Below are 25,441 nucleotides of genomic sequence, written 5' to 3'. Positions count from 1 at the left end.
TTCAGCTGTTGGTGCCATTTCCAACATTGATCGATCTACTGATCTTATTCTCCTGCTTGACGACACTCATTTTTTGCGTTTGCTTCACATGTTTGCGTGCAATTATTGCCTTTCGATTTTTCACAGGCATTAATGCACTGATTAACACGTTGTTGTATGCACAATTCTTGAGCGTTTTGCTGATCTTGAATTTCTGTTTTAGTAATATCTGCTGCCCAGGTTGTAATAAACAATACCGAGAGCAGCAAAACTAGAATAAACCTATCCATGATATGATTCATCTAATAATTATCCCTATACTGAATACTGATAAGTATAGAAGTGAGTGATACTTTTTTCAGATTTTTAAGATCAACTTATGCAAATCATCGGTGCTGTATCACCAGGACCTGCATCATGATGAAAATCAAGAGGTTTAGCAGGGGCACAAGCGAAAGCTCCCGGTCTAAATAGAGTAGGGTTGTAGATATTTCTGATTCTTGGTAGTCCCGCTGGAGGAGTATGCTGGGCATTCCCTAGGGCTAAAAGTTCTTCTCGAGTGTAGGTTAATTTAGTTCTCATGATTTTGTTCAAAAAATGAATACTATAGCAAAAAATTGAAAATCTGAAAACAATTTAAAAAAAAGCCATACAAAAAAATTAAGAAAATTCTTCATCTCATTGTATAGTCAAAATAAAAAAGGTCGAAAATGAAAGAAATTATCCAAAAAACGCCCTGGCCTTTGAGCAGGCAGACAAGCGAAAATTTTAGTGCATTAGGGATGTCAAAGTTCACCGATACCGAATTTGTGTATGGAGAAGAGGGATTAAATGTTACGCATTTTGTGAGTAAACAATCAGCCTGGGCGCAAGAATTTCTAGAGAATCTGTTTATTGGGAGCGTTTACGCATTATACGGCCATTACGATAAGCAGGGAGGTTATCCTAAATATGATTTAATTATTGATCTTTCAGAATTTAAAAAGAATAACCAATTTATTCAATTGGATAGCAACCATCATACCATCGCAATCGAAGACAACGGCATAAATTTTCCAGAGTTGCTTGAAGAAATCCGCTCCCAAGAGATTTTTAAGAAGATAAATCAAGCCAGGGAGGCTAAGAAACGAGTCTTAATCAATTGCCAAATGGGCATGTCACGAAGTGCTACTTTGGCAATTCTTTATATGATGGAAACCTATGGAGTAAGCCTGGTTCAAGCCTATCGCCATTTGCAAAGGTATCGGCCTATGGTAGAGCCCAATCCTGGTTATTTTGCTGCTTTACATTACCATGAAGCAAATTTAACTGTCGAGCCACCGCCTTTTGAAGCAGCAAAATCTTGGCTTCAAGAGTTTATAAAAAACCCAGAGCCTTTGAGTGTTGAAGAAAAGGAAGACAGCGTAATTTTAAAACTTACAAGAGATAGAGGGGAGTTGGGAAGTGCATTTATCGACTTTGTTTCACTTTTAAGAATGCTCAACATCTCTTTTATCTTGCTCAACTGTGATGGGCGAAGTGGTGATGTCCACATTAGTTTAAATGATTTTAAGAAACTTAAATTGCTTATAGAAAATAAAGCTTTGACTTGGGAAAAACTCAATGAAGAAACCTGCGAACAGTTAGTCATCGCAATGAAAGAGGCATGCGATAGCTTGAAATTCCAGGTCAGTAACAACGAGCAAAAAGAAGGAGAGTTAAACAAACTAATACTGAAATTTAATGAGCATCATAAAGAGAAACAGTGGGATGATGCTTTTGAAACCATTATTAGTTTTATAGCGTATGCCTCCAAACCTAGGGCGGGTACCACTCATTTTTATAAAGCTGATTTTGGCCAAACGCCTCCTGCCAAAGTTTTCTATCAATCACTCGAGAGAGCTGGTTTAATTGATTTGGCTGCTGCCATTAAGAGCCATGTTGGGCACGGGTTTAACGAACAAGATATATCTGCACGTTTAGAAGTTTAGTTCAAGATAGCCTAGATTGAATGATTTGAAAGAAATCCATCGTTAAACTAGTATAAATACGAGGCTATCATTAATGGGCTAATTTTTTAAACTTTCAAAATTAAGGGATCACCACATATTTTTCCATTTAGGAGCTTAGAGCAATATAAGGATATTAATCATGACAAACGAAAACGAAACTGTTTCTACAACGCCGGATGTCAGAAACTTTTACTCAGCCAGACGTATCTCTTGGACAGCAATCTTTACTGGTGCCATTGTTGGGATAGGTCTTAGTTTTCTCTTAGGGCTTTTGGGCGCTGCAATAGGTCTTTCCATTGTTAATATGACCACCAATAGAGTTGGCCTGCTCGCTTTGAGTGGTTCTATTGGCGTTTTGATTAGTATTATTATTTCTATGTTGATTGCAGGGTTTACAGCCGGTTATTTAGGGCGATTATATTGTCCCCACCGGAATTTAGGTACCCTTTATGGCTTCACTACTTGGACTATCGTGCTGATGCTAAGCGCTGTGCTTACCACACATATGAGCGCCTACGTTGCTACATATACTAACCCAGCACAAACCCAAGTTATGAATGCGCCTGTTTCTTCACAACCCCCAGCACCGCCACAAGGAACAACCGCACCAGCAAAAATAAATACAACTCAAGCCACTCCGAGTACAGCGGGTAATGCGACCAACGCTGCAGCTAGCTCGGCAATGGCCTCTCCTCTATCTGTCCAGCCAAATAGTTCAATAAGCGGTAATCAAATTATTATTGTGCGTTCGTCACCAATCACTTTAGTTTGGGGAGCGTTTCTTGTGTTTGGCTTTTTCTTTATCGGAGCACTATTTTGCTGCATAGGTGCTAAATGGGGAATGCGTTGTAGACGAGATAGTTAAATAACGATATAGGGAGTCTCCCGCAAGGGGATTCCCTTGAAGTGCGTTGCTTCTAGCAGCAAGAGTAGCCAGAAACCTAAAATCAAACCTACCATCGGTCAAGAAGGGATGGACTTCGTCTCTATTGATCCCTAGTGGATGACCTCATTTCTTATTGTTCTTTGTCTTATTAATGCTATTTTTTTCTTTAGATTTTATTGTTATTGTTTCTTTTTTAGAGGTTTTACCTACCGACATTTGTGCGGCTGAGCGAGCGATATCAAATGGATCCATATCAGTAGAAGGGGAGAAAAGTGATTTAGTCACATCGCCTATGACTACATCGGGTGTGGATAGTGCAGTTGTGGCTGATTTAAAATAGTCCATTCCTTTTTGACAATTAGAGATAGTTGGATTTGTTTCCAGTAATATTTTTGAAAAAATATCGAAAGATTTCCTCACATAGTCCAGAAAAAGCAGACTATTTTTTAATGCTAATTTAACCTGATTTTCGAACAGTTTCTCTGGCTTGTTTATAAAGTCCATTATTTCAATTTGATACATGTTTTTCATGATTTGAAGATTTAGTTGGATCAAGGATTGAATGGCAGATGAGAGATCATCATTATTACTTGTATTCCTTTGGTTAGACATGGCGGGTTATCCCTGAATTATGCAGTATACTTAAACTATAGATTAGAATGTTTAAATTACCAACCTAACAAAGAACTTCACTTTATTAATAATGTATACGATAAAAAAATTCATTATAAGGAGAGAAATAATGAATAAATTAAATGGATTTAAAGTAGCGATTTTAGCGGCAAATGGATTTGAAGAAATTGAACTGGAAAAGCCTCGAAATGCTTTGGAAAAAGAGGGCGCTAAAACATTTCTGATTTCTCCAGAAAAAGAGTATGTACAAGGGTGGAACCATATGGAAGTGGGGGATACTTTTACTGTTGATGTGCCGTTAAAAGAAGCAAAAGCAGATGATTATGATGCCTTACTATTGCCGGGTGGGGTTATAAATCCCGACAGATTGCGGACGATACCTGAGGCAATTAATTTTGTGAGAGAAATGAATAATCAAAAAAAACCTATTGCGGCAATATGTCATGGTCCTTGGTTATTAATCAATGCTGATGCTGTAAAAAATCATAAGGTTACTTCATGGTCATCGATTAAAATTGATCTAATTAACGCCGGTGCAAAATGGATAGATGAACCTGTCGTTTCTGATGATAATTTAATAACTAGCCGTAAACCGGATGATATTCCTTTATTTAATGAAGGAATGATTAATTTGTTTAGTTCATGGAAAGAAGGGCATCACTCAGCGCAATGAGTCATTCGTTGTTAACTTGAATATGTCTGAAAGGGTTGGGGCTTATTCCCCCACCTCAGTTTTGGATGGCATGGAAAACCATCTCACCACTCCATAACTTGCGAAGAATTGATATAGAGTTTATCAATGAGTGCTGCTCTCAAAGAAGCTGGGCCTTGTGCTCTTGACGTTACTGAGCCAACACAATTCCCGTAAAATCCAATGGCGGAATGAGCAGCGGTGTATCTATCGCTCTCAACGGTATGAAAAGCACCAATAACGGCAGAAAGAAGGCTGTCGATACCAGCAACTTTTTGGAGAAGCGAGGAGTCGAAGTTAAATTTATCTATCTTGTTTGAGTCAATAACTGTGTTAAATTTTCCGCTGACTACTAGGGCAATATCGTATTTTTCGGATAATTTTTTCGCGTTTTCGATGACCGAATTATAATCTGGAATTTTATGATTCGACACCGTAATTTTCTCAGTTAAGAGGCTTTCAAGCTCATTTGCGTAACCACGCACGACAGAGATGTTATGATTTTTGATTAATTTTAGCGCAACGTCTGTTCTATAACGGCTTACACCTGCGCCAACAGGATCTAATACAATCGGTTTACCACTCGCATTCGCGCTTTGACAAATCCGACTGCAAAGATCTACAAACATATCGTCGAGCTTACCTAAATTAATAACAACCGCTCTCGTTAAATCAAGAAGTTCATCGATTTCCTGCTCGGCATTGCTCATTAATGGGAATACACCAATGCCTCGTAATCCGCTAGCTATAAGGTCCATAGGATAGTAATTGATGATATTCAGTAAGTAGGGCTTCTCCTGATGAATCTTCATTAAAATTGCTTTAGCTTTGCTGCTCATAATTACAATCCTAACCAGCGAATAAACTCATTAGTAGTCCGGAGTCGAATTGACGGTTTGGCTTCAAAATCAACGGTGTAACTCTTTACTGATGCTAAATTTTGCGATGGATCCACATTAAGCCTGACTTCTTTTATTTTTCCTAAATCAACAATATGCATTTCCGTCTTATAATAACCTCGTTCCATTTTCACCACTGGAATTACGAAATAAACAGTATTGAGCGCCTCCTTGTTATTACTAATGACTAAATTTTCAAGTTCTGTGCTGCTTAAGGCAATGTATTCCGCATGATTGATTTGACGTCGAAGCATGCGGCCTAAAGGCGGTTTAGTATGGAATATACGCTCATAGTCATCGGCGGACATAACAAGAATGGGTTCGGTGCCAAGATTTTTACTGTTGATATTGGCAAAAAGAACCGGTTCTCTATGCTCTTGTTCTTCTGATTTTATTTCTGTATCCATTACCGAAGCATATCGAGTAGGGGAGAAATTGTCACAATTGAGGAATTTTGATTTTAGAAACCACTTATCACTTGGGTAATAAATTACAAATAAGGATTCACCTTTTATTGTATTAATGATAGCTGAAGTGAGATCGAGGGGTAATGCTGGACATCCCCAGCTACGACCTGCTCTACCGTATTTTTTAATGAAATTTTCATTCACATACCAGCCCCCATGCATAACAACCGAACGATTGGAGGCATTATCATTAAAGCCCGCATCAAGACCATCCAACTTTAATGAAAGACCATCCCGGCCATAGTAAGTGTCCTCGGTTTTATACACGCCGATGCTACTTGATTTGCTGTTAAATTTGTTCGAGAAGCTTGTTGATAATAAAGTCCCAGATTTAATTCCGTGCGAGACATAAGTATGGAATAGCAGTTTTTTTTCAAACAAGTCAAATACCCACAGCCGCTTTTCGCTTGAAGGTAATGAATAATCAATAATGGTTAAAATATTGTTATGAGGCACATTGTATTCGCTTGCACATTTTAGGGTTTTTAATACTTTCTCAATGACAGGTGTATTTAATGTGCTTGCCAAGAGCATGTCCGCTATTTCCGTCATGGATTTATTTGTGGTTTTCGGTGAAATAAGCTCGGGGCTAATCATCGCTATTATTTTTATAATCCTATCGCCATCCTTATCAGTTAATGCTTTTTCGTGTAAATGCTTATGGGAAGACAGGGAAAAACAGGTCGAAGTGACTGCTAACATCCATAGCAGAGCTTTTCTCATGATATTTCCTTGATCCTATTTTATTATTTGATTACCTAATATAATTTATAGCTCAAATTTGAATAAAAAACATAATTTTAATTCAAATAGAAAATTATTTAATCAAAATAATGGGGTAGCATGTGATAGTGGAATTTTTGAGGTTGAATTAAGGACAGGGACTCCTACGCGTTAGAATCCCTGTCATCAAAGGATTAGTCTTTCTTATCGAAAGCACGGATGACTTCACCCACATATTCGTATTTGATAGTGGAAATTTCAGTCTCTATTGCGAGATCCACTTTGTACAATGCATCATTAACAGCTTCCACCATTAATGCACAAGTTCTGGCCTTATCATCCCAATCTGAATAGGAAGGATCAAAACTAAGCTCGAGCAGTTGATGATTACCATCAACCCTTGCTTTAGCAATCCTGTCAGTTGAAAATCCCTCTACGACTAAGAACTCCAGATCTTCCAATTTTGCTGCGATTGCTGCCTCCATTTGGGCGCTTTTCACCCTGATTGCTTTTGCAGTGCGGGCTCCCAGCGCTTTCATGATATTTTCATCCACTAAAACCCCAGCTGAATTTTTCATTAGATTACCTCCTACGAAAATTTTAAAATGCATCGCCAATCAAACGCGAATAATTATGGATTTGATGGTCGTTGAGTTTGTTGCTCGGTTTCCTTATGAACAAGTCCATGTCTAGCCAGTATCTTAGGTAGCTCGGAAGTAAGCTGAACATTGACAACAGGATTATTATTTACACCGCGACCAAAATTATCTTGAGAAACTTTTTTTACTACTTCTACTATTGACTGTATGTCTGCTTTCTTTTTCGTTTCATCACCGCCTATTCTCTGATCAATGATTTTAGCTAATGCTCCGGTTCCGTACATTGCAGCTGAGTAGCAGTTAGAAGTGTACATAGTGCAATGTTGGGGCTCACAAATCGTTTTATTAATTTCTTCAATTAATTTTTTAGTTTCTTTACCCGATATCACCACAGCATTAGGATTAGCTGGTCTTTCTTCAGTAACCTTTCTTAATGCGAATGAAGAGTGGTAGAAAGGGGATTTCTTACCCGTCTCTTTGGCAAAGGCTTGCTTTCTTGCAAAATTTACCTCGAATTGCTCATCATCCCCGATTTCACGAAGCTCTTTACCAATCATCTGTGCTGGTTTGATAAGAACCTTTGGTGCTTTCGGATCTTGAGTAAATGGTTCGGTTACGAAGTCACTGCCGGGAAGCAATTCGTAATGACTTTCGTTATCAATGGCCGTTCCCAATCCTTTAATCAGTTGTGAACTTTGGCTGATTTGATCCCAAAGATGATTCTTTGGATTTTTTACAGGGTCGCGTACATACCCTGGGCTTTGCCTACCAAATAAAAGCCATTCTTTTTGATCTGCTTCAACAATTGCCCTTTCAGGGGGTTCTTGTGTTGAGGAGAGGGACTCCATTTTTTCCTGGAATTGTTTATACTCCCATGCTTGCTGGACTAAATAACCCGCACCTGCGCCAAATCCACCAGTCACTAGTGATTTACTAAAAAATTTACTTGCCCAAGCCATGATTACCTCAAAAAATTAGTTTGTTAGATTTAAGTATACAAACTAAACATTAAGCAATTATTATTATCATAGTACGTAAATTTAAAACATAAAGATCATTATTTGATAAATTTTGTGGATTTGTTTGTGCATGATTTAATTTAATGATTCAAAGAAGGACAGAATAAAAATTAAATGAATTGATTTATAAAATTTTTATTTTAAAATTGAATCTAAAATACGTTGTTAAAGTCGGGCTTATGTGGATGGGGTAGGGATAAAACAGGGGAGTGCTAGCTAGTGCTGCAACCCCTGTTTTCAACAAGTTAGTCCTTCTTTTCAAAAGCGCGAATGACTTCACCCACATATTCATATTTTATCGTGGAAATCTCAGTCTCAATAGCGAGATCCACTTTATAGAGTGCATCATTAACGGCTTCCAACATCAGGGCGCAAGTTTTGGTTTTATCATCCCAATCTGAATAAGAGGGATCAAAACTCAGTTCGAGCAGTTGATGATTACCGTCGACTTTTGCTTTAACAAGCTTACCATTTGAAAATCCTTCGACCACCAGGAACTCGAGATCTTCTAATTTTGCTGCAATGGCAGCCTCCATTTGAGCGCTTTTCACCCTAATCGCCTTTGCAGTATGCGCACCCAACGCTTTCATGATATTTTCATCCACCATAATCCCAGTTGAGTTTTTCATTAGATTTTCTCCTATGAAAATTTTAAAAGGTACGTAGCCTTTTAATAATTATTGTTTGGGCCTAGATTCGTGTTCCTCTGTTTCGGTATGCACTAGCCCATGTTTAGCCATGATTTTAGGTAATTCAGAGGTCAATTGAACACTTACTACTAGGTTGTTACTCACTCCTCGACCAAAATTATCTCGAGCAACATTCGATGCGACGTCCGCAATTGACTGTATATCTGCTTTCTTCTTTGCTTCATCATCGCCTATTCTCTCATCGATGATTCTAGCCAATGAGCCTGTTCCGTAAACGGCAGCAGAATAACAATTGGAAGTGTACATAGTGCAATGTTGAGGGGCACAAATTGTTTCATTAATATCATCAATTAGTAATTTTGCTTCTTTGCCAGAAATAATCACTGCACCAGGATTAGCGGGTCTTTCCTCAGTCACTTTCCTTAATGCGAATGAAGAGTGATAAAAGGGGGATTTTCCTTTGCTCTCTTTAGCGAAGGCTTGCTTTCTGGCAAAGCTAACTTCAAATTCTTCCTCATCAGGAATCGCATGAAGTTCTGCACCGATCATCTGTTCGGGTTTTATAAGAACTCTTGGTGCTTGTGGATCCCGGGTGAATGGTTCCGTCACGAAATCGCTCCCTGGAAGCAACTCGTAATGCTTCTCATTATCGACATGTGTTCCCAATCCTTTAATCAGTAACGGACTTTGTCTGATTCTATCCATAAGATGATGTTTGGGCGTTCTCTCTATGTCTCGTACATACCCTGGACTTTGTCTACCAAAGACGATCCATTCTTTTTGATCCGCTTCAACTAGCGGTCTATCTGGAAGTTCTGGCGTTGAGGATAGTGACTCCATTTTCTCTTGGAATTGTTTATATTCGTATACTTGCTGGGTCAAATAAGCCGCACCTGCCCCTAATGTACCCGTTAGCACAGGTCTAACAAACATACCTAATCTTGCCCAAGCCATGATTACCTCTATAAAGTTAACTAAGTTTGTGTAAGTATACTAATTAAACATTAAGGATTTATTATGTTCATGACTTATGTATTTGAAGCATAAGGAGTGGTTTTTAATAATAATTTACGGAAAAATTTACATATTGTTTAATTTAAGTGATAGATTGGGATAAGATAAAAAACAAGTTGAGTTAATTTATAAAATTTATTTAAAAAATGTCTCGCGATTGCTTTAATGATTTCTAAAAATGTTTTACTATTAATCAACAATAAAAATTTTTTACAACTTTGGTAAAAAAGCCTGTAATTTGCATAAAAAAAGAGAGCAGCGCTCTTTGGTTATAGGCTGTCCATTATTTATTAAGGGAAAAGGGAATGGTACATATAAGTTCATTGGTATCTTTTTTTAGCCCTAGAGCGGGCGAGGTTTCTGGTGCTGAAGCTTCTGCGAAAGATTCTAAAGTGTCTGTGAAAGAAAAACCTTCGGCGGATTATATACCTAATCCTGTTAACGTACCCCGTAATAAAATGTACTCCCTAGAAGAGGCTTCTGATGAAGGAGCTTATGAATTGATGTTTGCCACAAAGGCGGGTTTGCCCCTTCCTCATTTTCCTATTAGTCATTCAGCTATCGCATTACGTGATCCGACGCAAGATCGTTTCGCTATCTATGGCCGCCAAAGCCCTTATAATTTTACAATGTGGTTTGATAAGGGGTTTAGTATTCGCACTAAAAAAGATAATGAAATGCCTTATTTAAATAAAGGCTTCAATTTTACCGCTTACCCTACCGGTGTGTTTTTTAGTAAAGAAGAAATGGAACACTGTTTAGATGAGGCCGACCGTCTTATCAATGAAAATCAGTCTTGTAACATGGTTAATTCGAATTGCTATTCTTATTCGGTCATGGTGATGGCTTTAGCTATTCAACAGTTACTTAAACGACCTACGGTGGATTCTGCAGCAGTAAGTCGAATTATTGCCGTAATGGAAGGACATCCGTTGTCTGATCATTGTGCCTTTGGTGTTTTTAATAACCAGGAGGTTGTGGATAAATTAGTTTCAGTTAATAGCCAAATTCAATCCCACCTTGAGACGATTGAGAATAAATCGGATGAGGACAATCATTTGCTTCAACAAAGCTTGGCTTTAAGTGAAAAAATAGAGAAAGAAGCCCCCAAATATAGGATTTTCGCTTCTTTTACTTAATAAATCTTAACTAAAAATTTACAAAAATGTGATTTAAAACAAGCAAAAAGTATTGCAATTGCTCTGAATGCTCTAAATTTGAGCAAATTATTTGACTGACTCCCTTCACTATGTAAGAATATTGGATTACTAAAGTCCGGTCTTCATTATAAATAATAACTCTAAGACGTTGAAACCGAGTGGGTTTAACATAGTTAAACCTTTATTCTTTAGAAAATTTGGAATCCGTAAGGAAAACTAAAAGCAATGAAGTCTAAGTAAGGAGTAGGAACGTGCCAGGAGAAAAATTAGCTTTACAAGCAGGTCTATCATTTATGAACTTCGGTCGACGAAGCCTAATGACGAAAGCGGAACCTGCTATAAGAAATGGACTTGCCTTTTTTAGTCGTGCATTTTCCACAGATAAAACTAAGGCAACACCCGAGATTAAACCAGAAGTTAAACCACCCATAGTTATCCCTCGTGAAAAAATGCGACCTTTAAAAGAATGGTCTGACGAACATCGTTTGGAGCTAATGTTTGCAACGAAAGAAGGATTACCTGTTCGTCGCTTTCCTATTAACCACTCAGCTGCAGCATTTCATGATCCGAGTAAGGACTTTTTTGCTATTTATGGCCGACAAAGCCCATGGGATATTACTAACTGGTTTCGCGATGGCATTACTTTCCGTACAATGATGGATAATGAGGCCAATTATCTTCATCCAAAATTTCAATTCAAAGCCCATCCGACGGGAGTGTTTCTTACTAAGGATGAGATTAACCAACTTCTTAAGAAAACGGATGAACTGATTAATAAACCTCAAACCTGCAATATGGTTACTTCTAATTGTTACTCTGCTTCCACCACCGTAATGACTCTAGCAATAGATACTTTGCTAAAGAGGCCAAAATTCAATGCTGAAGAGATCGATAAACTATTAACTGTTTTGAGCGACCATCCTATGAAGGATCATTTTTCTTTTGGTGTTAAGAATAATCCGGTTGTGATGGACACGCTAAAATCTGTTCTTTCCTCTGTAAGTGAGCGTAGTGCCAAAATACCGAGTCCTTCTGCAACAGAAAAAGCACTACATCAAAAAACAAAGCATTTACTTGAAGAACTCGCTGAAGAGAACTTGGAACTAGAAAGACAATTCCGTACTAGAGATATGCTTGGAATGTAATCAATTATTGATTGCAAACGTTGTGGCTTGGGCATGCCAAGCCACAACTCATACCCCTGTTGGATTCATGACTTGACCTATAAATAGAATAATGCCTGATTTTGCATCGAACAGAACAAGCAAAAAGGGATGATTCGCATTAAACTTAATAATGGGTTGAGGGTATGCAGCAGTAGCTATCAAAAGGGTCGACGTTGCTGCTGTAGCGACGGTTCCTTTTTCATCTACCTTGATAATTGCTTTTTGAATTATCGCAGAAATGGAGAGCGCTGATTTTGTCATCTTAGAAAAATTGGCTTGATCAGTAAATGCTTCTTTCAATCCCATTTTTTGAAGAGTACTACTTAAGGTATCAAACGTTGAATCAAGATTAAATCGCGGAATGCTAACTTGTACCTTTTGTTCTATGGAGGCACTTACTAGTTTAGAAAAAATTTCTTGATTTAAAGTTTTTAGCACGTCTTGAGTGGTGTAATTTCCTTTCGGCAGCAAAATAGCAAGTTTAATGTTGCTGTTGGTATAGCCCAATTGCAACAGCTGTAGGTGCTCGTCTTCACTATAAAGAAACCGGTTTTCTTGATTCATCATAGGTGTTTGTACAGAAACCCCGTTTTTCAATAGAAATGGCTTTAACAAAGTATTTTTACGCTGAAAAGGGAGCATCCATAATCCATTGAAATAAATTGCGTTGACTAATACTAATTTTGTATCTTTTGAGATGGCTCCTTGTGGAATTAGCTGCTGGATATAGCCGTTTGTTTTCTTTTCAACCCAATTATTGATGGTTGTCCTCGCTTTTTCAGGTAAATTTTTAAAATCAGCTTGATGGAATTGAGTTACCTTGGCTTGTTGTAAAGTAGTAAGAAAGGCAGGAATATAAGAAAAACTTCGATCTGCCCAAAGCGCATTGGCAATTAAGAAAACAGTATTATTATCATTCGGTTTACAATAGGCATCTCTGGGGCAAGCATTAGAGCCTAGCAATTCCTGATCGATTGCATCTAAGTTAAAATTGTTTTTTCCGTTTTCGTAGTTAAAATGAAGAAGTTTAGCGAGTTGTTGTTGCGTATTACCTTGCGCGCCATTCAGTAAAATCACTAACAGGGAAGAGAGGCTATAAGGTGAAATAATGATATTTTGGTTCGACTGCGCAACTTGTTTATAGAGATCAAATGCAAATTCATTGAGTGCTTCTTTTTGAGTGTTGTAATCGGTCGTTGAATTGCTGAGAGCTTGTAAGGGAAAACTCAAAAAGAGAAAGACGAGTGAAATAATGATCCATTTTTGTTTGATGAGAGTCATAACCCTTTCTCCAATTCATTTGGTTGAAAATCGGAACCCCCGATACCGACAACAAAAATCTCTTCTAAGAATAGATGAGCGATTAATTATATTCAAATTAATTAAAATGTGATCACAGAGAAGGGATAGAAGCGAATTTAAAACCTGAATGTGCTTTTGATGGGTTCGAAGCCCTTGGCCTTCAAAATGCGTTAAGGCTTCGAAATCAGAACTGATTCTATAGGATGTTGTTTGCAGAAATAACAGCCGCTTTACCACGTTCTTGGTAAAACAGAGCAAGGAAGCCAACCACGGCAAGCGCTAAAGTCAAAGGAATTACACTTAACCCATAAATGAAGGCGCTGGACATACTGGGTCCACCAAACACATTGACCAAAAGCCCTATAGTAGTATGGAATGCGTAACCAAAGCTCATGATAATCATGTTAGCAATGGCGGTAGTAATTCCGGCCACATCCTCAGGTAAATAAGTGGACGCTTTATAAATCGCTAAAATCTGATATGCACTGCAAACACCGACTAAAATAAAACTAAATGCCATTGTATTTGCTGTAAATTGCTTAGAAATAAGCGCTAAAAAGACAAGCATCATTGCGATGCCAGCGCCAATGATCACAGCTAAATAATTATTGGTTTTCTCAGCGATAAAACTGAGTACGGGTGCACCGAAACACATCCCAATAAAAATCATTGAAGGCAGATAGCTAGCCAAGGTTGGATCGAAGCCATAAACCCGCTTAATGAAGGCCGAGCCCCAAACATCGGCAAATCCTTCCAGTGGACCAACCATGAGCCCTGATAAAAGACATAATGCTATCACCTGTCGATTGGTGAGAACCCTTTTGATATCACTGATGATCGAGTGAGGCTGGGTACTCTTTTCTATCTCTGGCACGATAAAATAGGTTAGCGTGGCAAGTAAAACCCCAAAGAATGCAAAAATTTGTACAACTGTTTTATAACCTAAGAGGGTACAGAGATAACTCACTGGGCCACCACCGTAGATTGCTCCGATTAAACCAATCGTAACAGAGAAACTCAGCATCCGCGTAAACAACTGTTCTCTGAAAGCCATGCGGATTATTTTGAAAGTGCCGAGGATTGCTGCAGAGGAACCCATACCAATCAGGGCTCGGCCAATCATCGGATACATCCAGCGCTCTGCAAATAGAATGGGTAGAAGGCCAATAACGGTGAGTAAGATACAACCCGTCATCACTTTTTTAGGGCCAAAGCGGTCTAGCATAATGCCGATTGGTAGATGCATCAGGGAGTAACCGAGATAATAAACCCCTGAAAACTGACCAAAAACTGCTGTATCGATGTGGAACTGCTGAATAAAATTATCCAGCATGATGTTAGGCATGACCCGCAAAATATATTGATAGGCATAGAATAATGAAGCAATTATCCATATTCCCCATGCTGCAATGCGTGTAATTGATCTATTCATAACTTATCGCTTCAATCGTGTTTAGTTTAAGGAAAGTCAACTCTAAATTATTGGAAGAGCTGAGGAACAAATTTTAATAGGATAGGTTTGAAGGATACTCCGCTTAGCGGAGGAGCTTATTAAGGTGCAGGATTGTAAAAGAATCTAAGCGAGTAGACATGTTTTGTTTCTCACAACGAGTAAAAATCATTGTCATTCGGAACATCATATGAGCATTATAAAAATATGTCAAGCCTAATAATCGAGGAAGAGTTTGAAATATTTAGGTTAAATTAGCAAAATTGTTAAAATTTGATAAAAATTATTTTACATTTTGCAAGTAACTTTTACAAATACTCAATAAATTGTTATTATGCGTTGAATTCCAGTTAGCGACCACGTGAATTAATCGCAAAGAATAAAGCATTATTCATTAACGATTTAGTGCGCCTTTTGAGAGCAACTATCATGACTTTAAATGTAGTTAAAAAAACGCAATTAGAATGGGAATACGATTCATTAGCTGTGTACATGGACAGCAAAGTAGCTTGGAATCAATTAAAGCAGGAAGTTATTGAGTTTTGCGTTAATGAAGAGATTGAACTCTACAGACTTAAAGATCTACCCCATGTAATTGCCAAAGAGCTGGCTTCCGAATTTATAGCGCTCCTCCCACAACCTTCAGGTTCAGAAATTATTGCTGATGGACAACATGCAATCGAATTAGAGCAGCGATTGCAGTGGAAAAGTAAATTTGAAAAAATTTGTGCCGAAGCAACTCTCTTACAAGGAAATTATCATAAATTAGGTACCTACGTAAGAGACCCCTCTGCTTGGTTTTATTTAAAAGAGACGGTTTTACTCTTTTGCCTTAGAGAGGAAATCCATCTGTATGATATTGTTACCCTACGCTATGCGCAGGCTGAATACCTAATGAATTTGTTTGTTGAACTGATCTCCGTTCCCTTAGATAGAGAATTCCTAGGTGATAAACAATTTGCATTAGAAGTAGAAAAGAGGCAAGAATGGAAACGGCGTTACTTAGCGTTTAGGGAACAATCAGATGCTGAAATGCATCGTGAACATAGAATTGCTGATTTAAGCGTTGGACATCAATTCATAAGAACAGGACAAATTCGTAGCCGAACGCTGTTAACGTTTCAGGACATGGATGATCTCCTCAGCGACGAGAAATTTAATTCTCCAGACATTCTCAAATCGAAACCTTTTCCTCTTACAGAACTCGCACCGATCGATGCAGAACCCATTCAAGCGCTAATTGATCAAGTTGAGAAGGATGTATTTCTACCTATTGTTCATGAGGGGCATTGGATTTATTTATTAAGGACTAAAGGGGAATGGTCTATTCACGATTCACAACCTTTTGCTGATGGGAGCATTTTTTCTAACGATGGACTTAATTTAACAGAGCGCCAAAGATCTATTTATATGAATTGCATTGACTTTCTTGCAAAAATGCATCGAGAACAAGATTTCGGAGCTGTGGTTTACCTTACAAGCGGACAACAACCTGTTGGCAATGACTATGAATGTGGCACACATGTAGTTACTGCTTGGAGAATGCTAGCTGATAGGGATTATGTTAAGCCAACTCATGATCAAATTCTTATGGAACTGCTCAATAGGCAAGTCCCTAATTGGCGGGAGCTCAAGCAAAGCAGAGAAGCGAATAGAACAAGCTCCCATTCCGCCTCTTCCCATCATGGTATGGAAAGATTGGATGGCACGCAATCGAGTAGCTCAAAAGAAGCTTCTGGAGAAAAAGAAAATCATCAGGCAGCAATGACGAAGACAATTGACACCATGCAAGGTCTTAGCCAATCAACAGTGGCTCGTCGAGATAAACAAGAAACCGGGGTTGGCACTGTTGGAAGAGATTCTGAGTTAGGAGAAGAGGAAATCAAGCGGCTTGCCTCGGTTGAAGCATTTGACCCATCATCTAATTTAAGAAGAACTAGGCCTGAAAGTTCAAATGGCCGGAGTGATCTCCCTCCAACCACTTTTACAACCCAGTCATTCACTATCCCCACCGAGAGGGAAAAAGAGTTTCTGAGAAGAATCGCTGAATTAGATAATGCTTTAGAAGAACTTTTGAATAAAGCAGAAGAATTCAAAGAGATAAAACAAGCTAAAATAAAAGAGCTTACTGGTAAGGTTGAGTTTGAACGAAAACAAGGAAGAACGAAAGCATTAGAGCAGAATGAATCTATACTGAGCATGCAAGAAGAGATAAAAAAATATGAACAGGCTGAAGTTGCAGCAAGAACAATCCATGAGGCAATTTCAGGCGCTCTTGTAGATTATAAAAAGCACCCCACATATGAGTCTTATATCTTATTCCAAGGAAAAGCTGATGAGGTAATTAAAGCGTATTCTCATACTCTTGCTACACATCGAAATAAAGATAAAATTGTTGCTTATAATATATTGGGATTAATTGCAGGACTAGTTGTTTTTTATTTGGCATATGCGGCAATCGATTACTTCAGCGATCCAAAAAGAAGAGGTTGTTCCATATGGCAAACTGATTCCGGAAAAAAAGTCAATCGCATAGAAGATGCGGTAGATGCATTAAATCCTATGCAGATGCCAATTCAAGCCTTCTAACGATTAAAATATTAAAATTAGAAATAAAACTGGATAGAACGTTATCTATTGCAGCAATTAAGCAACAGGAATGCAATCGATTAGTATTCTCGTAATCTCTTCTATCCCCAGTTTACGCATTGCAGCCATATTGGCCTCGGGAATTTTTTCTGTGTTTCCATATAAAGCAATCGCTTTTTCGACACTTTCTTCGCGCAACAAGTGGAACATAGGGTAGGGAGAGCGGTTGGTAAAGTTAGTCACATCGTCGAATTCAGCATCTGCAAAACAGTATTCAGGATGAAAGGTGGCTAATTGATAGATTCCTTCATATCCATTTTCAAACAGAAGTGCCTCAGCCTCATTGACAAAATCTAAATAATGAAAAAAATCCTCAAACGAGGAAGGGAAAACTAAAAGGGTCGTTTCAACTGAGGGTTCACTGTCTAGTAATTGAATTTCTGTCATTAATACTTTAAGACCCGCTTGGATCTTTTGCGCACTGCTGACTTGGATTCTTAAAGTTCCCCTGTTGATTTCCCGCTTGGCAAATGGACAAATATTCAACTTAATGACAAATGAGCGAATCCAATTTAATGTGTGTTGAATAATGAGTTCATCGGGTTGAGGCATAGTGTAATTCATTACTAAAGCCAAGTATTCTACGACCATTTTTTTTCTTTGCCTATACTTAGTTAAGGCAAAGTAATCAAGAAAAGGATATGAAGATGCCAATTTCTTGCCGATTAAGCATTTTATTTCTTGCATTAGGAGCTTCTTATTATAGTTATTCCGCAGCTCCGAGCTCTCCTGAAGGCGTAGAGTTTGTGAATGGCGAACCCATTTCTCTTGAGCAAAATGCGAATAAAACCTTGTTACCCTCGCCTTTTCCCGTCTACGTAATCCAGAATTCGGGCGTGATTAATCATCCCTATCCTGGAGCCACAAAAGTAATGTTACCTACTGACAATAGTTATACAGATTCTCCTGGGTGCTATATTGCTTGCTATTCGCATCAACCTGGAATTTATGCGGTCTCACCAACAATAAATGTCATGGGACAAATCCGTGTGAGCGGTTCTTATCAGGCTCGCGTTTGTCAGCCGAAAGGGTATAAAGATAAGGATATTAGCGCAGCAGATAAATTTAAGCGTTTATGCTCCGATAAAATAGCATCTTGTAAAAACATTGAATGCTGGGCTGGCGGTGATACGGGTGGATGGTTTGGTATTCAATGAGCAATCGTTAAGCAAGACTCACCGTAAGGGTTTTTTTATAGACAGCGCTGATTTTCTCGCCTGTCCATACATAACTATAGTGAGTGCCCTGAATGCAGTGATGGATAGTTTTAGGTTTGAAAAGAGCAAAATTCTTATTATCTGGTCCCACAGCACGAACTGAGTGATAGACTAACCCATCTTCACTTCGTTTTTTTATCTCTGCGCCTAAAGCTTGGCTGATTGAGTAGTCGTTTAAAGAGTAAAGTGGGTGTTCGGATTTATTCAAACTTAGCAAGTCATACAAATCAGCACTGAATTCGGCGATCAGTGTTCGCATATCAATTTCTTGCGCGGGCTCTTGGGTATAACTTAAGAATCGTTCCCGATGATAAACAGTTTCAGCAATAGCAGTATCCAGGGATTCGGAAGCATAGTAAACCCCATAATCTCCATTCGAAAAACGACTACCATCAGGGTTGATATGGGTAAAGGCGGCCATAACGTAGCCTGATCCAGGTGCTGCATAAAGTCGTTCGCCTTCTGGTACTAACGAAATATCACCAATCTCATCTTGAATCCTTGGGTTAGTCAATGCCTGCACAGCATACAAAGCTGCAAAATCCTCTTCATCAGCCACATCTTCAAATAGATGAATAGGTGGAAATTTAGAGGGGATTAGGCGATAGCATCGTTGATTAGTGAAAAAAAGCTTATTTAATTTGTCGGAAAAGCCCATTATGATTTTCCACCCCGTTCCGCATTAAGGCGGCTAGCAACTGCCCAAAGGTCGACGACACGTCCTTGCAGCATGATATCCATTGCGGATTTGCCATTAAAAAAAGGCGCACGATTAGGCTTTCTAACCCAGCCATAGATGGAATCTGGATTTGAGAAAAGAATTCTTAACGCTGCATGAATGTTTAGTAGATAAGATAGTCTCTCAGTTAAATCTTGGCTGATAGACGCTTTTTCAGGCATGCTTTTATATTTGAACAGGGTAGAGCGTTTTAGGCCAAGTAATATTTGCATCTCTTCAGTTGTGCAATGCCATTTATGCAAAATATTAAGGACAGCTTTAAAGGCGGTATGCACTTGATTACTGGTGATTTCTGTCGTTTGTTTAGGCCGGATCATATTTATTCTCCTGCTCTGGGATATGAGTATAAATATAGACTAATAATTAAATAAAGTCTATATTTAGACTTTGAATTAAGTTTCTGCTTTCGCTCATTTTTCTAATAAAAATTTGATATCCTCTATCGTAGCCGTAATTCTTGCCTGCAAATAGGCATCATTTTTAGCAAGTGTTTTAGCTTGTTTTAATTGACGAATCGCATCGCGGTGTCGACCTTGAAGCAGCTGGCATTGGGCTTCAGTAAAATAAGCATAACTTTTGCGGTTAGCCGCAGCTTGAGCGTGTGCTAATTCTTCGCAAAGGGGTAAATCTTTTTTGAATTGCCTAGAGCCTTTAAGCAAAACACTCGCAGCGCGTTCTGCTTGTCCTGCGGCCAGCAGTCCTTGTCCATAAGCCATCATTGCAGCATAATTTTCCGGATAATTGCTTTGTAAAGCACTTAATCGTGTAATTGCTGGAGCAAATTGTTTAGCTCCCGTTTCTGCATGAGCCATCGCAATTTGAAAAAAAAGGTTATCGTGGTCTTGAGCGAGCAGAGCATTTATATGTGTTTGAGCTTGCTGAAATTGATTGATGTTAAGGAGTGTCAAGGCATAACCGTATTCACAGGCAAGGTGATTTTTTGCGGGGCATTGTGCTCGATAATAATCGAGTAATTGTTTAGTATCATTGGTGACGGAAACCCGGATTATTTCTTTAAATAACCGATAATTTAGATTGTCAGGATATTGTTTTTTAGCGAGTCTGTCGCTGCGATTCTCTGCTTCGGCAATACGCTCCTCGTCAAGCGGGTGGGTTCGCAAAATGGCAGGTATATTGGCTGTATAATAGTAACGCGAATTTTCCTGCATTTTTTTAAAAAAACTAGCCATAGCTTTAGGGTCTAAATCTGATTTAATGAGCATGTCGATACCAATTCGATCAGCCTCTTTTTCATTCGCGCGTGTAAAATTAATACTGTCTTGTGCGAATCCGCTCATTGAAGCCATCAGCGCTCCAGAGCCCAAAGTAGGATTGATTGCACCTAAAGCAATGGAGGCGAGCATAGAGGCTATCATTGGGATTCGCATCTGCTTTTGATGTTCAATCATATTGTAAAGGTGGTGAAGGCGAACGTGGGCGATTTCATGAGCCATTACTGCAGCGAGTTCACTTTCGTTTTCTGTCGCAAGGATAAGCCGAGTATTAATCCCGATATAGCCCCCAGGGCCGGCAAATGCATTGATTTCGTTCGATTTAACAATGAAAAAATAGGGTGTTTGAATGTGTGCAAAACGCGCTAATTTTCGACCTAAATGATTAATGTATTGAGTTGCGAGCGGATTGCGCTCCACACTGTCTGATTGGTTTATGAGTTGAACAAATTCTTTTTCTAATTCTTCAAGTTCATGGGTTGAATAAGGAGATAAAGAAAATGCATTGAGAGGAAAAAATTGCAAAACAGCGAGTAAGAACCCCAAGCTGACTTTAAGAAACCTTTGTCGTCTAAAACGGTGCAATAGGCTCATATGCTTACTCAATTAATCATGATCTTTGTCAAACCCAGCAAGTATATCATAATCAAGACAGCATATATACCAACTGACTAGAAGCGAAATTGAGCCTGATTTGCTTTGATTTCTTTTAAGGTTAAATTCAGTCTGTTAGTGAAAAATCGAAGTCCCTTTCTTAACTCATCCTTTATTGAAGCACCAAAAATAATCTCATCGTCAGTTGCAAAAGTGATCGCTTCACTTAAATCTGAATAGATATCGGTAACAGGGTGCGGTGAGTTTTCCAGATGCCAATTAAGCTTGGAATGACAGGTAGGACAAACTTCAATAGGAATGTTGAGTTTACGAATTCTTACTTTTTGTGATTCGGTTAGAAAAATACAATGCCCTAACCGAACCTTTCCATGTAAGGGTTTTTCTTTTTGAGAAGCATTTTCTTCAACCCATTTTTCCAGAGCGGTCAAAATGGTATCTGTGTCTTGGCGCTCAATCTCAGTATCCGCTTCACCCATATGAATCGTTAAGCCGATGTTTCTATTGAGTGCCTCATCAATAAGTTGCTTAAGATCGTCGCCTCTGAGTGTTCTAGAGGATAATGGATTACCACAGATATCGATACCTTTAAGAACACCTTCCCGGCTGTTGGTGACTCGTGCCATAAATTCTTTGGCAACTTCAAGTGAATGGTATGTTCTATCTAAGCTTAATAGGCCAAAAGCTTTCTTCTCAATAGAAGAATCAAGGCTTGCATCAATTAAACCTTGTTCAAAGGCTGTGATATATTCTTCCCTCGATTTTTTATCAATGCCTTTGGGTGTGGTACGAATTTCTAAGTATTTTGCTAATGAATTACGTATGACATCTATAGTTCCTAAATGGATGTCGTCCAATGTCTGAATAATTTTGTGAATTAAGGCGAATTGCTCCCAGACTAGTTTAACATCTTCTTCTGCAAAGCCGTCTGCTGGCTGTTCTTTTGTCTTAATAAGATAACTTTCTCTTAGTTCGACGAGTCTGGTGTATTCATCAAGGCGTCCATTTTTCCCAGCTACCTTATATAAGAAAGGAAGGCTGAAGCTGCCATTTAAATGGCAGTGGAGATCGCTCGTGTTTTTTTCAAACATATTTTTTATTGCAAAAAATTACAGCTTAACAAAAAATTATTTTATTTACACCAGGTTATTGAGTAAAATCATCAATTTCAAGCGAGAGTTTGAGTCCAAGCACAGGCTACTCATAAATTGAATAATTTGTTATCATATTGGAATTTTTCATCAGTGATTTAACTATGCACAAATACTTTATGCTGGCTGCTCTTGATCAGGCCTGGCTCGGACGGGGTAGTTGTGCACCAAATCCAAGTGTTGGCGCTGTTGCAGTTCACAAGGGCGAAATCATTGCGCGAGCTTGGCACCGAGGTGCTGGAACAGCTCATGCCGAGCAACTCGTGCTTGAGCAAGTCCCAAGGGATATGAGTGATGTTACTTTATACGTTACATTAGAACCCTGTAATCATTGGGGCAAAACCCCACCATGTGTGACCGCAATCATTAACCACGACATTGCTCAAGTGATTTATGGCTATAGTGACCCAAATCCCCTTGTTGCTGCAAACAATACTCCAGAACTTTTGCAGGCAAAGGGAATTAAAGTCCTCCATTACCCATTGGCAGAGATTGATTCGTTTTACCAAAGTTATCGGCATTGGACTTCAACCAAAATGCCTTGGGTTACTGCAAAATTAGCACAATCATTAGATGGCAAGATTGCAGGAGTTAATGGTCAGCGTTGTTATTTATCGAATCCAGAATGTGCTGAATTTACCCACCGGAATCGGTTGCATGCAGATGTTATCTTAACTACTGCCCGTACCGTAAATTTGGATGATCCTTTACTGAATGTGCGCATTGGCGATTACGAGCAGGGCAAGATTGTGGCAATTGTTGATCGATGCTTATCTACCCGTAAAGACGCTAAGGTTCTTAGTACAGCAAAACATTGCCATATCTTTCATGATGAAATGAATAAAGTAGTGAATCCTTATCCAAACTGCTCGTATCATGCGGTGCCTACCAAAAGTGGTTTACTTGATCTAACTGCAATCGCTAAATATCTGGGGCATCTTGGGTTTCATGATGTTTGGTTAGAGGCAGGTGGTCAGTTTTTTTCTGCAATGCATCGTGAAAATTTAGTTCAGAGAACCTACCTCTATATCGTCCCTCAACTTTTGGGCAATGAGGCAGTACCTGCATACAACGGAGAGGAGATTTTCAAATGCGAACCCAAAGTGACATGGGAAATAAGGGCCAATAATGTGATAGCATGCTTTGATTGGTAGGAGAAGTGATGTTTACCGGAATAATAGAGCAGCAAGGGGCGGTATTAGCAAATATTTCAATGAAGAATGCGAATCGCTTGGAAATTGAATCACCTTTTCAGGATTTAAAAACAGGGGAAAGTATTGCTGTAAATGGCGTGTGCTTAACTTTACTCCCAGAGCATAATGGTAGTCTCATGTTTGATGTATCCCCAGAAACAGTAAATCTAACAACACTAGGTCACCTAAAAAAGGGCGATAAAGTCAATTTAGAACGTGCGATGCAGGCAAATACCCGCTTTGGTGGCCATTATGTAAGCGGGCATGTTGATACCACCGCAAGCCTTAAGTCAGCGACAACCATAGGGGAATTCCAAGAAGTTGTTATTGGGGATTTTGCAGCATGTGCTAGTATGTACCTTTTGCCTAAAGGCAGCATAACGCTTGATGGGGTGAGTTTGACAATTAATGCTGTAACTGACGGTAACATTAAACTAATGCTAGTCCCGCACACCTTGGCGCAGACCACTTTAGGCCAAGTCGCGGTTGGCCAACGTTTAAATGTAGAGTTTGATTATTTGACCCGGATCGTAGCCCATCAGCTCAAGATATCGGGGCAATTGAACAATGATAATAGAATAGGTCCCTACGTTAATATTTGTTAGAGCTCAGTAGAGGCCGATCACTTATGAAGAATGAGGTTGAATTTGCATGACAGTACCCTTTGCAACGATTGAGCAAGCGATTGCAGCATTAAAAGCTGGTCGTATGATTATTTTGGTGGATGATGAGACACGTGAGAACGAAGGGGATTTAGTAATTGCAGCTGAGTATGCCACACCCGAAGCAATTAATTTTATGTCTCGGTATGGCCGAGGTTTGATTTGTTTACCTATGACTGGTGAATACATCGATAGACTAGGTTTGCCCATGATGGCAAGTAATAACCGTTCACCTTATGGTACCGCTTTTACTGTTTCTATAGAGGCTGCAAGTGGTGTATCAACAGGTATTTCGGCTCAAGATCGTGCCCACACTATTGCTGTAGCTATTTCTTCAGACACTGGGCCTAATGAAATTATTTCACCGGGACATGTTTTCCCTTTACGAGCAAGGGAAAGAGGTGTGTTAGAGCGGCCAGGACAAACCGAAGGAAGTGTAGACTTAGCACGTCTTGCGGGTCTTAAGCCAGCGGCAGTTATTTGTGAAATTATTAATGAAGATGGCACCATGAGTCGGCGCAATGAACTGGCTTCATTCTCGCAAAAACATAATTTGCCAATGGTTTCAATCAGAGACCTCATAGAATACCGCATTTGTAATGAAATTTTAGTGGAAGAAGCTGCTACCACCCAGATTCCCTTACATGAGCACGGTGATTTTTCGATGACTGTCTTTCACAATAAACTTGATTCAGCTGAACATTTTGCCTTAGTTAAAGCGCCGCTATATAAAAATCAGATTCCTTTGGTGCGTATTCACTCTGAGTGCATTACCGGTGACGTTTTTGGTTCATGCAAATGTGATTGTGGTAAACAACTAAAACAAGCTTTAGCGCAAATTGGCAAGGAGGGTGGTGTCCTCGTTTATTTACGCCAAGAAGGACGGGGAATAGGACTTGCCAATAAATTGAAAGCCTACGCTTTACAAGAAAAAGGATATGACACCGTTGATGCTAATTTACAGTTAGGCTTTCCGGCAGATAATCGTGATTACAGTGTCGCGTTTCAAATATTAAAATACTTAGGGGTAGAATCGTTGAGACTACTGACTAACAATCCTAAGAAAGTGGAATCCTTAGAGAAATACGGTTTAAAAGTCTGTGAACGCTTGCCTTTGGCTATCTGTCCTACCTCTCAGAATCGCGAATATTTAAGGACTAAGCAGCAAAAACTTGGTCATTTATTGGGTATTGAGTAAAATTTGTCATCCGGAGTAGGTTGGAGCGTTTGGCTGCATATAATTTGTATAAGATCTAAATGGATATTCGCGACCTAGCCTACTCAAGAAATCCCCGAAATCTATAGAATCGTATTTCGATAGAAATTAAGTGTTATTTCTTCTCCAACTTTGTTAAAA

General features: G+C 39.0%; 26 protein-coding genes. 10 read left to right on the top strand and 16 right to left on the bottom strand.

All coding sequences use genetic code 11. The features are described 5' to 3' along the window. Positions 1–44: 44 nt before the first annotated feature. The gene (locus tag LMI_RS09220; protein WP_231852126.1) at positions 45–281 is read right to left on the bottom strand and encodes a hypothetical protein; all 237 of its coding nucleotides are present in this window, start codon (positions 279–281) and stop codon (positions 45–47) included. A 70-nt stretch (positions 282–351) separates the two neighbouring features. Next, entirely contained in the window at positions 352–561 is a 210-nt protein-coding gene (locus tag LMI_RS09215) for a hypothetical protein (protein WP_045099542.1), read from the bottom strand. A gap of 128 nt (positions 562–689) precedes the next feature. Between LMI_RS09215 and LMI_RS09210 the strand changes: the two genes are divergently transcribed. Both LMI_RS09210 and LMI_RS09205 read left to right on the top strand, forming a co-directional pair. Continuing rightward, on the top strand, positions 690–1,949 hold the full coding sequence (locus LMI_RS09210) for a dual specificity protein phosphatase family protein (protein ID WP_045099541.1): 1,260 nt from the start codon (positions 690–692) through the stop codon (positions 1,947–1,949). A gap of 160 nt (positions 1,950–2,109) precedes the next feature. Next, positions 2,110–2,835 (top strand): hypothetical protein, encoded by a 726-nt coding sequence (locus LMI_RS09205; protein WP_045099540.1) that lies wholly within the window; start codon positions 2,110–2,112, stop codon positions 2,833–2,835. A gap of 144 nt (positions 2,836–2,979) precedes the next feature. On the opposite strand, the gene LMI_RS09200 is transcribed toward LMI_RS09205, so the two are convergent. Continuing rightward, positions 2,980–3,468 carry a hypothetical protein gene (locus tag LMI_RS09200; RefSeq protein WP_045099539.1) on the bottom strand — a complete coding sequence of 163 codons (489 nt, stop codon included), beginning with the start codon at positions 3,466–3,468 and terminating at the stop codon, positions 2,980–2,982. Between the two features lie 130 nt (positions 3,469–3,598). On the opposite strand from LMI_RS09200, the gene LMI_RS09195 reads away from it, so the two are divergent. Continuing rightward, entirely contained in the window at positions 3,599–4,162 is a 564-nt protein-coding gene (locus tag LMI_RS09195; RefSeq protein ID WP_045099538.1) for a type 1 glutamine amidotransferase domain-containing protein, read from the top strand. An 83-nt stretch (positions 4,163–4,245) separates the two neighbouring features. On the opposite strand, the gene thiM is transcribed toward LMI_RS09195, so the two are convergent. The 6 genes from thiM to LMI_RS09165 all read right to left on the bottom strand — a co-directional run bounded on the left by thiM (position 4,246) and on the right by LMI_RS09165 (position 9,491). Then, positions 4,246–5,019, bottom strand: a complete 774-nt coding sequence (gene thiM / locus LMI_RS09190) for a hydroxyethylthiazole kinase (RefSeq protein ID WP_045099537.1) — start codon at positions 5,017–5,019, stop codon at positions 4,246–4,248. A 2-nt stretch (positions 5,020–5,021) separates the two neighbouring features. Next, complete coding sequence (locus LMI_RS09185) at positions 5,022–6,269, bottom strand: murein L,D-transpeptidase catalytic domain family protein (RefSeq protein ID WP_045099536.1); 1,248 nt, start codon at positions 6,267–6,269, stop codon at positions 5,022–5,024. A gap of 194 nt (positions 6,270–6,463) precedes the next feature. After that, on the bottom strand, positions 6,464–6,847 hold the full coding sequence (locus tag LMI_RS09180) for a YbaB/EbfC family nucleoid-associated protein (protein ID WP_045099535.1): 384 nt from the start codon (positions 6,845–6,847) through the stop codon (positions 6,464–6,466). A gap of 53 nt (positions 6,848–6,900) precedes the next feature. Then, a complete protein-coding gene (locus LMI_RS09175; protein ID WP_045099534.1) occupies positions 6,901–7,827 on the bottom strand; it encodes a hypothetical protein in 927 nt (308 codons plus the stop codon). Between the two features lie 305 nt (positions 7,828–8,132). Next, positions 8,133–8,516 (bottom strand): YbaB/EbfC family nucleoid-associated protein, encoded by a 384-nt coding sequence (locus LMI_RS09170; protein WP_045099533.1) that lies wholly within the window; start codon positions 8,514–8,516, stop codon positions 8,133–8,135. A 48-nt stretch (positions 8,517–8,564) separates the two neighbouring features. Beyond that, positions 8,565–9,491 carry a hypothetical protein gene (locus LMI_RS09165; protein ID WP_045099532.1) on the bottom strand — a complete coding sequence of 309 codons (927 nt, stop codon included), beginning with the start codon at positions 9,489–9,491 and terminating at the stop codon, positions 8,565–8,567. 365 nt (positions 9,492–9,856) lie between these two features. On the opposite strand from LMI_RS09165, the gene LMI_RS09160 reads away from it, so the two are divergent. After that, a complete protein-coding gene (locus tag LMI_RS09160) occupies positions 9,857–10,690 on the top strand; it encodes a hypothetical protein (RefSeq protein ID WP_045099531.1) in 834 nt (277 codons plus the stop codon). 272 nt (positions 10,691–10,962) lie between these two features. Next, a complete protein-coding gene (locus tag LMI_RS09155) occupies positions 10,963–11,856 on the top strand; it encodes a hypothetical protein (protein ID WP_045099530.1) in 894 nt (297 codons plus the stop codon). 48 nt (positions 11,857–11,904) lie between these two features. Here LMI_RS09155 and LMI_RS09150 read toward each other — a convergent pair whose 3' ends face one another. After that, positions 11,905–13,158 carry a serpin family protein gene (locus LMI_RS09150; protein ID WP_045099529.1) on the bottom strand — a complete coding sequence of 418 codons (1,254 nt, stop codon included), beginning with the start codon at positions 13,156–13,158 and terminating at the stop codon, positions 11,905–11,907. Positions 13,159–13,375: 217 nt separating this feature from the next. Further along, a complete protein-coding gene (locus LMI_RS09145; protein WP_045099528.1) occupies positions 13,376–14,611 on the bottom strand; it encodes an MFS transporter in 1,236 nt (411 codons plus the stop codon). A 447-nt stretch (positions 14,612–15,058) separates the two neighbouring features. Here LMI_RS09145 and LMI_RS09140 point away from each other — a divergent pair, with 447 nt between their 5' ends. After that, positions 15,059–17,218 carry a coiled-coil domain-containing protein gene (locus LMI_RS09140; RefSeq protein ID WP_045099527.1) on the top strand — a complete coding sequence of 720 codons (2,160 nt, stop codon included), beginning with the start codon at positions 15,059–15,061 and terminating at the stop codon, positions 17,216–17,218. A gap of 57 nt (positions 17,219–17,275) precedes the next feature. On the opposite strand, the gene LMI_RS09135 is transcribed toward LMI_RS09140, so the two are convergent. Continuing rightward, positions 17,276–17,869, bottom strand: coding sequence for a DUF1415 domain-containing protein (locus LMI_RS09135; protein ID WP_231852125.1), 594 nt, complete (start codon positions 17,867–17,869; stop codon positions 17,276–17,278). 56 nt (positions 17,870–17,925) lie between these two features. Here LMI_RS09135 and LMI_RS09130 point away from each other — a divergent pair, with 56 nt between their 5' ends. Beyond that, entirely contained in the window at positions 17,926–18,435 is a 510-nt protein-coding gene (locus tag LMI_RS09130) for a hypothetical protein (protein ID WP_102010551.1), read from the top strand. Positions 18,436–18,442: 7 nt separating this feature from the next. Here LMI_RS09130 and LMI_RS09125 read toward each other — a convergent pair whose 3' ends face one another. From LMI_RS09125 to LMI_RS09110, 4 genes are all read right to left on the bottom strand, one after another. Then, entirely contained in the window at positions 18,443–19,153 is a 711-nt protein-coding gene (locus LMI_RS09125; RefSeq protein WP_045099526.1) for an RES family NAD+ phosphorylase, read from the bottom strand. Further along, positions 19,153–19,551, bottom strand: a complete 399-nt coding sequence (locus LMI_RS09120) for an MbcA/ParS/Xre antitoxin family protein (RefSeq protein WP_052679508.1) — start codon at positions 19,549–19,551, stop codon at positions 19,153–19,155. Before LMI_RS09120 ends, LMI_RS09125 begins: the two co-directional genes overlap by 1 nt. A 93-nt stretch (positions 19,552–19,644) precedes the next feature. Beyond that, the gene (locus tag LMI_RS09115) at positions 19,645–21,060 is read right to left on the bottom strand and encodes a M48 family metalloprotease (RefSeq protein ID WP_052679507.1); all 1,416 of its coding nucleotides are present in this window, start codon (positions 21,058–21,060) and stop codon (positions 19,645–19,647) included. 77 nt (positions 21,061–21,137) lie between these two features. Continuing rightward, entirely contained in the window at positions 21,138–22,169 is a 1,032-nt protein-coding gene (locus tag LMI_RS09110) for an amidohydrolase family protein (protein ID WP_045099525.1), read from the bottom strand. Between the two features lie 164 nt (positions 22,170–22,333). On the opposite strand from LMI_RS09110, the gene ribD reads away from it, so the two are divergent. The 3 genes from ribD to LMI_RS09095 are packed head-to-tail and all read left to right on the top strand — an operon-like array spanning position 22,334 to position 25,282. Further along, positions 22,334–23,383, top strand: a complete 1,050-nt coding sequence (gene ribD, locus LMI_RS09105) for a bifunctional diaminohydroxyphosphoribosylaminopyrimidine deaminase/5-amino-6-(5-phosphoribosylamino)uracil reductase RibD (protein ID WP_045099524.1) — start codon at positions 22,334–22,336, stop codon at positions 23,381–23,383. An 8-nt stretch (positions 23,384–23,391) separates the two neighbouring features. After that, positions 23,392–24,027, top strand: a complete 636-nt coding sequence (locus LMI_RS09100) for a riboflavin synthase (protein WP_045099523.1) — start codon at positions 23,392–23,394, stop codon at positions 24,025–24,027. A 46-nt stretch (positions 24,028–24,073) separates the two neighbouring features. Then, on the top strand, positions 24,074–25,282 hold the full coding sequence (locus tag LMI_RS09095; RefSeq protein ID WP_045099522.1) for a bifunctional 3,4-dihydroxy-2-butanone-4-phosphate synthase/GTP cyclohydrolase II: 1,209 nt from the start codon (positions 24,074–24,076) through the stop codon (positions 25,280–25,282). Positions 25,283–25,441 lie beyond the last annotated feature (159 nt).

The organism is Legionella micdadei, assembly GCF_000953635.1.
GTDB lineage: Bacteria > Pseudomonadota > Gammaproteobacteria > Legionellales > Legionellaceae > Tatlockia > Tatlockia micdadei.
The sequence above is the reverse complement of the archived record's forward strand: the minus strand, read 5'-3'. Positions and strand labels throughout refer to the sequence as shown.

Bases quoted from the DNA above. Each gene is read 5' to 3' on its own strand.
- LMI_RS09205 (WP_045099540.1), top strand. From the start codon at position 2,110: ATGACAAACGAAAACGAAACTGTTTCTACAACGCCGGATGTCAGAAAC.
- LMI_RS09195 (WP_045099538.1), top strand. From the start codon at position 3,599: ATGAATAAATTAAATGGATTTAAAGTAGCGATTTTAGCGGCAAATGGA.
- LMI_RS09210 (WP_045099541.1), top strand. From the start codon at position 690: ATGAAAGAAATTATCCAAAAAACGCCCTGGCCTTTGAGCAGGCAGACA.
- LMI_RS09160 (WP_045099531.1), top strand. From the start codon at position 9,857: ATGGTACATATAAGTTCATTGGTATCTTTTTTTAGCCCTAGAGCGGGC.
- LMI_RS09165 (WP_045099532.1), bottom strand. From the start codon at position 9,491: ATGGCTTGGGCAAGATTAGGTATGTTTGTTAGACCTGTGCTAACGGGT.
- LMI_RS09110 (WP_045099525.1), bottom strand. From the start codon at position 22,169: ATGTTTGAAAAAAACACGAGCGATCTCCACTGCCATTTAAATGGCAGC.
- LMI_RS09140 (WP_045099527.1), top strand. From the start codon at position 15,059: ATGACTTTAAATGTAGTTAAAAAAACGCAATTAGAATGGGAATACGAT.
- LMI_RS09095 (WP_045099522.1), top strand. From the start codon at position 24,074: ATGACAGTACCCTTTGCAACGATTGAGCAAGCGATTGCAGCATTAAAA.
- LMI_RS09180 (WP_045099535.1), bottom strand. From the start codon at position 6,847: ATGAAAAATTCAGCTGGGGTTTTAGTGGATGAAAATATCATGAAAGCG.
- LMI_RS09175 (WP_045099534.1), bottom strand. From the start codon at position 7,827: ATGGCTTGGGCAAGTAAATTTTTTAGTAAATCACTAGTGACTGGTGGA.
- LMI_RS09200 (WP_045099539.1), bottom strand. From the start codon at position 3,468: ATGTCTAACCAAAGGAATACAAGTAATAATGATGATCTCTCATCTGCC.
- LMI_RS09135 (WP_231852125.1), bottom strand. From the start codon at position 17,869: ATGGTCGTAGAATACTTGGCTTTAGTAATGAATTACACTATGCCTCAA.
- LMI_RS09150 (WP_045099529.1), bottom strand. From the start codon at position 13,158: ATGACTCTCATCAAACAAAAATGGATCATTATTTCACTCGTCTTTCTC.
- thiM (WP_045099537.1), bottom strand. From the start codon at position 5,019: ATGAGCAGCAAAGCTAAAGCAATTTTAATGAAGATTCATCAGGAGAAG.
- LMI_RS09220 (WP_231852126.1), bottom strand. From the start codon at position 281: ATGAATCATATCATGGATAGGTTTATTCTAGTTTTGCTGCTCTCGGTA.
- LMI_RS09100 (WP_045099523.1), top strand. From the start codon at position 23,392: ATGTTTACCGGAATAATAGAGCAGCAAGGGGCGGTATTAGCAAATATT.
- LMI_RS09130 (WP_102010551.1), top strand. From the start codon at position 17,926: ATGCCAATTTCTTGCCGATTAAGCATTTTATTTCTTGCATTAGGAGCT.
- LMI_RS09125 (WP_045099526.1), bottom strand. From the start codon at position 19,153: ATGGGCTTTTCCGACAAATTAAATAAGCTTTTTTTCACTAATCAACGA.
- LMI_RS09120 (WP_052679508.1), bottom strand. From the start codon at position 19,551: ATGATCCGGCCTAAACAAACGACAGAAATCACCAGTAATCAAGTGCAT.
- LMI_RS09215 (WP_045099542.1), bottom strand. From the start codon at position 561: ATGAGAACTAAATTAACCTACACTCGAGAAGAACTTTTAGCCCTAGGG.
- LMI_RS09185 (WP_045099536.1), bottom strand. From the start codon at position 6,269: ATGAGAAAAGCTCTGCTATGGATGTTAGCAGTCACTTCGACCTGTTTT.
- LMI_RS09115 (WP_052679507.1), bottom strand. From the start codon at position 21,060: ATGAGCCTATTGCACCGTTTTAGACGACAAAGGTTTCTTAAAGTCAGC.
- LMI_RS09170 (WP_045099533.1), bottom strand. From the start codon at position 8,516: ATGAAAAACTCAACTGGGATTATGGTGGATGAAAATATCATGAAAGCG.
- LMI_RS09145 (WP_045099528.1), bottom strand. From the start codon at position 14,611: ATGAATAGATCAATTACACGCATTGCAGCATGGGGAATATGGATAATT.
- ribD (WP_045099524.1), top strand. From the start codon at position 22,334: ATGCACAAATACTTTATGCTGGCTGCTCTTGATCAGGCCTGGCTCGGA.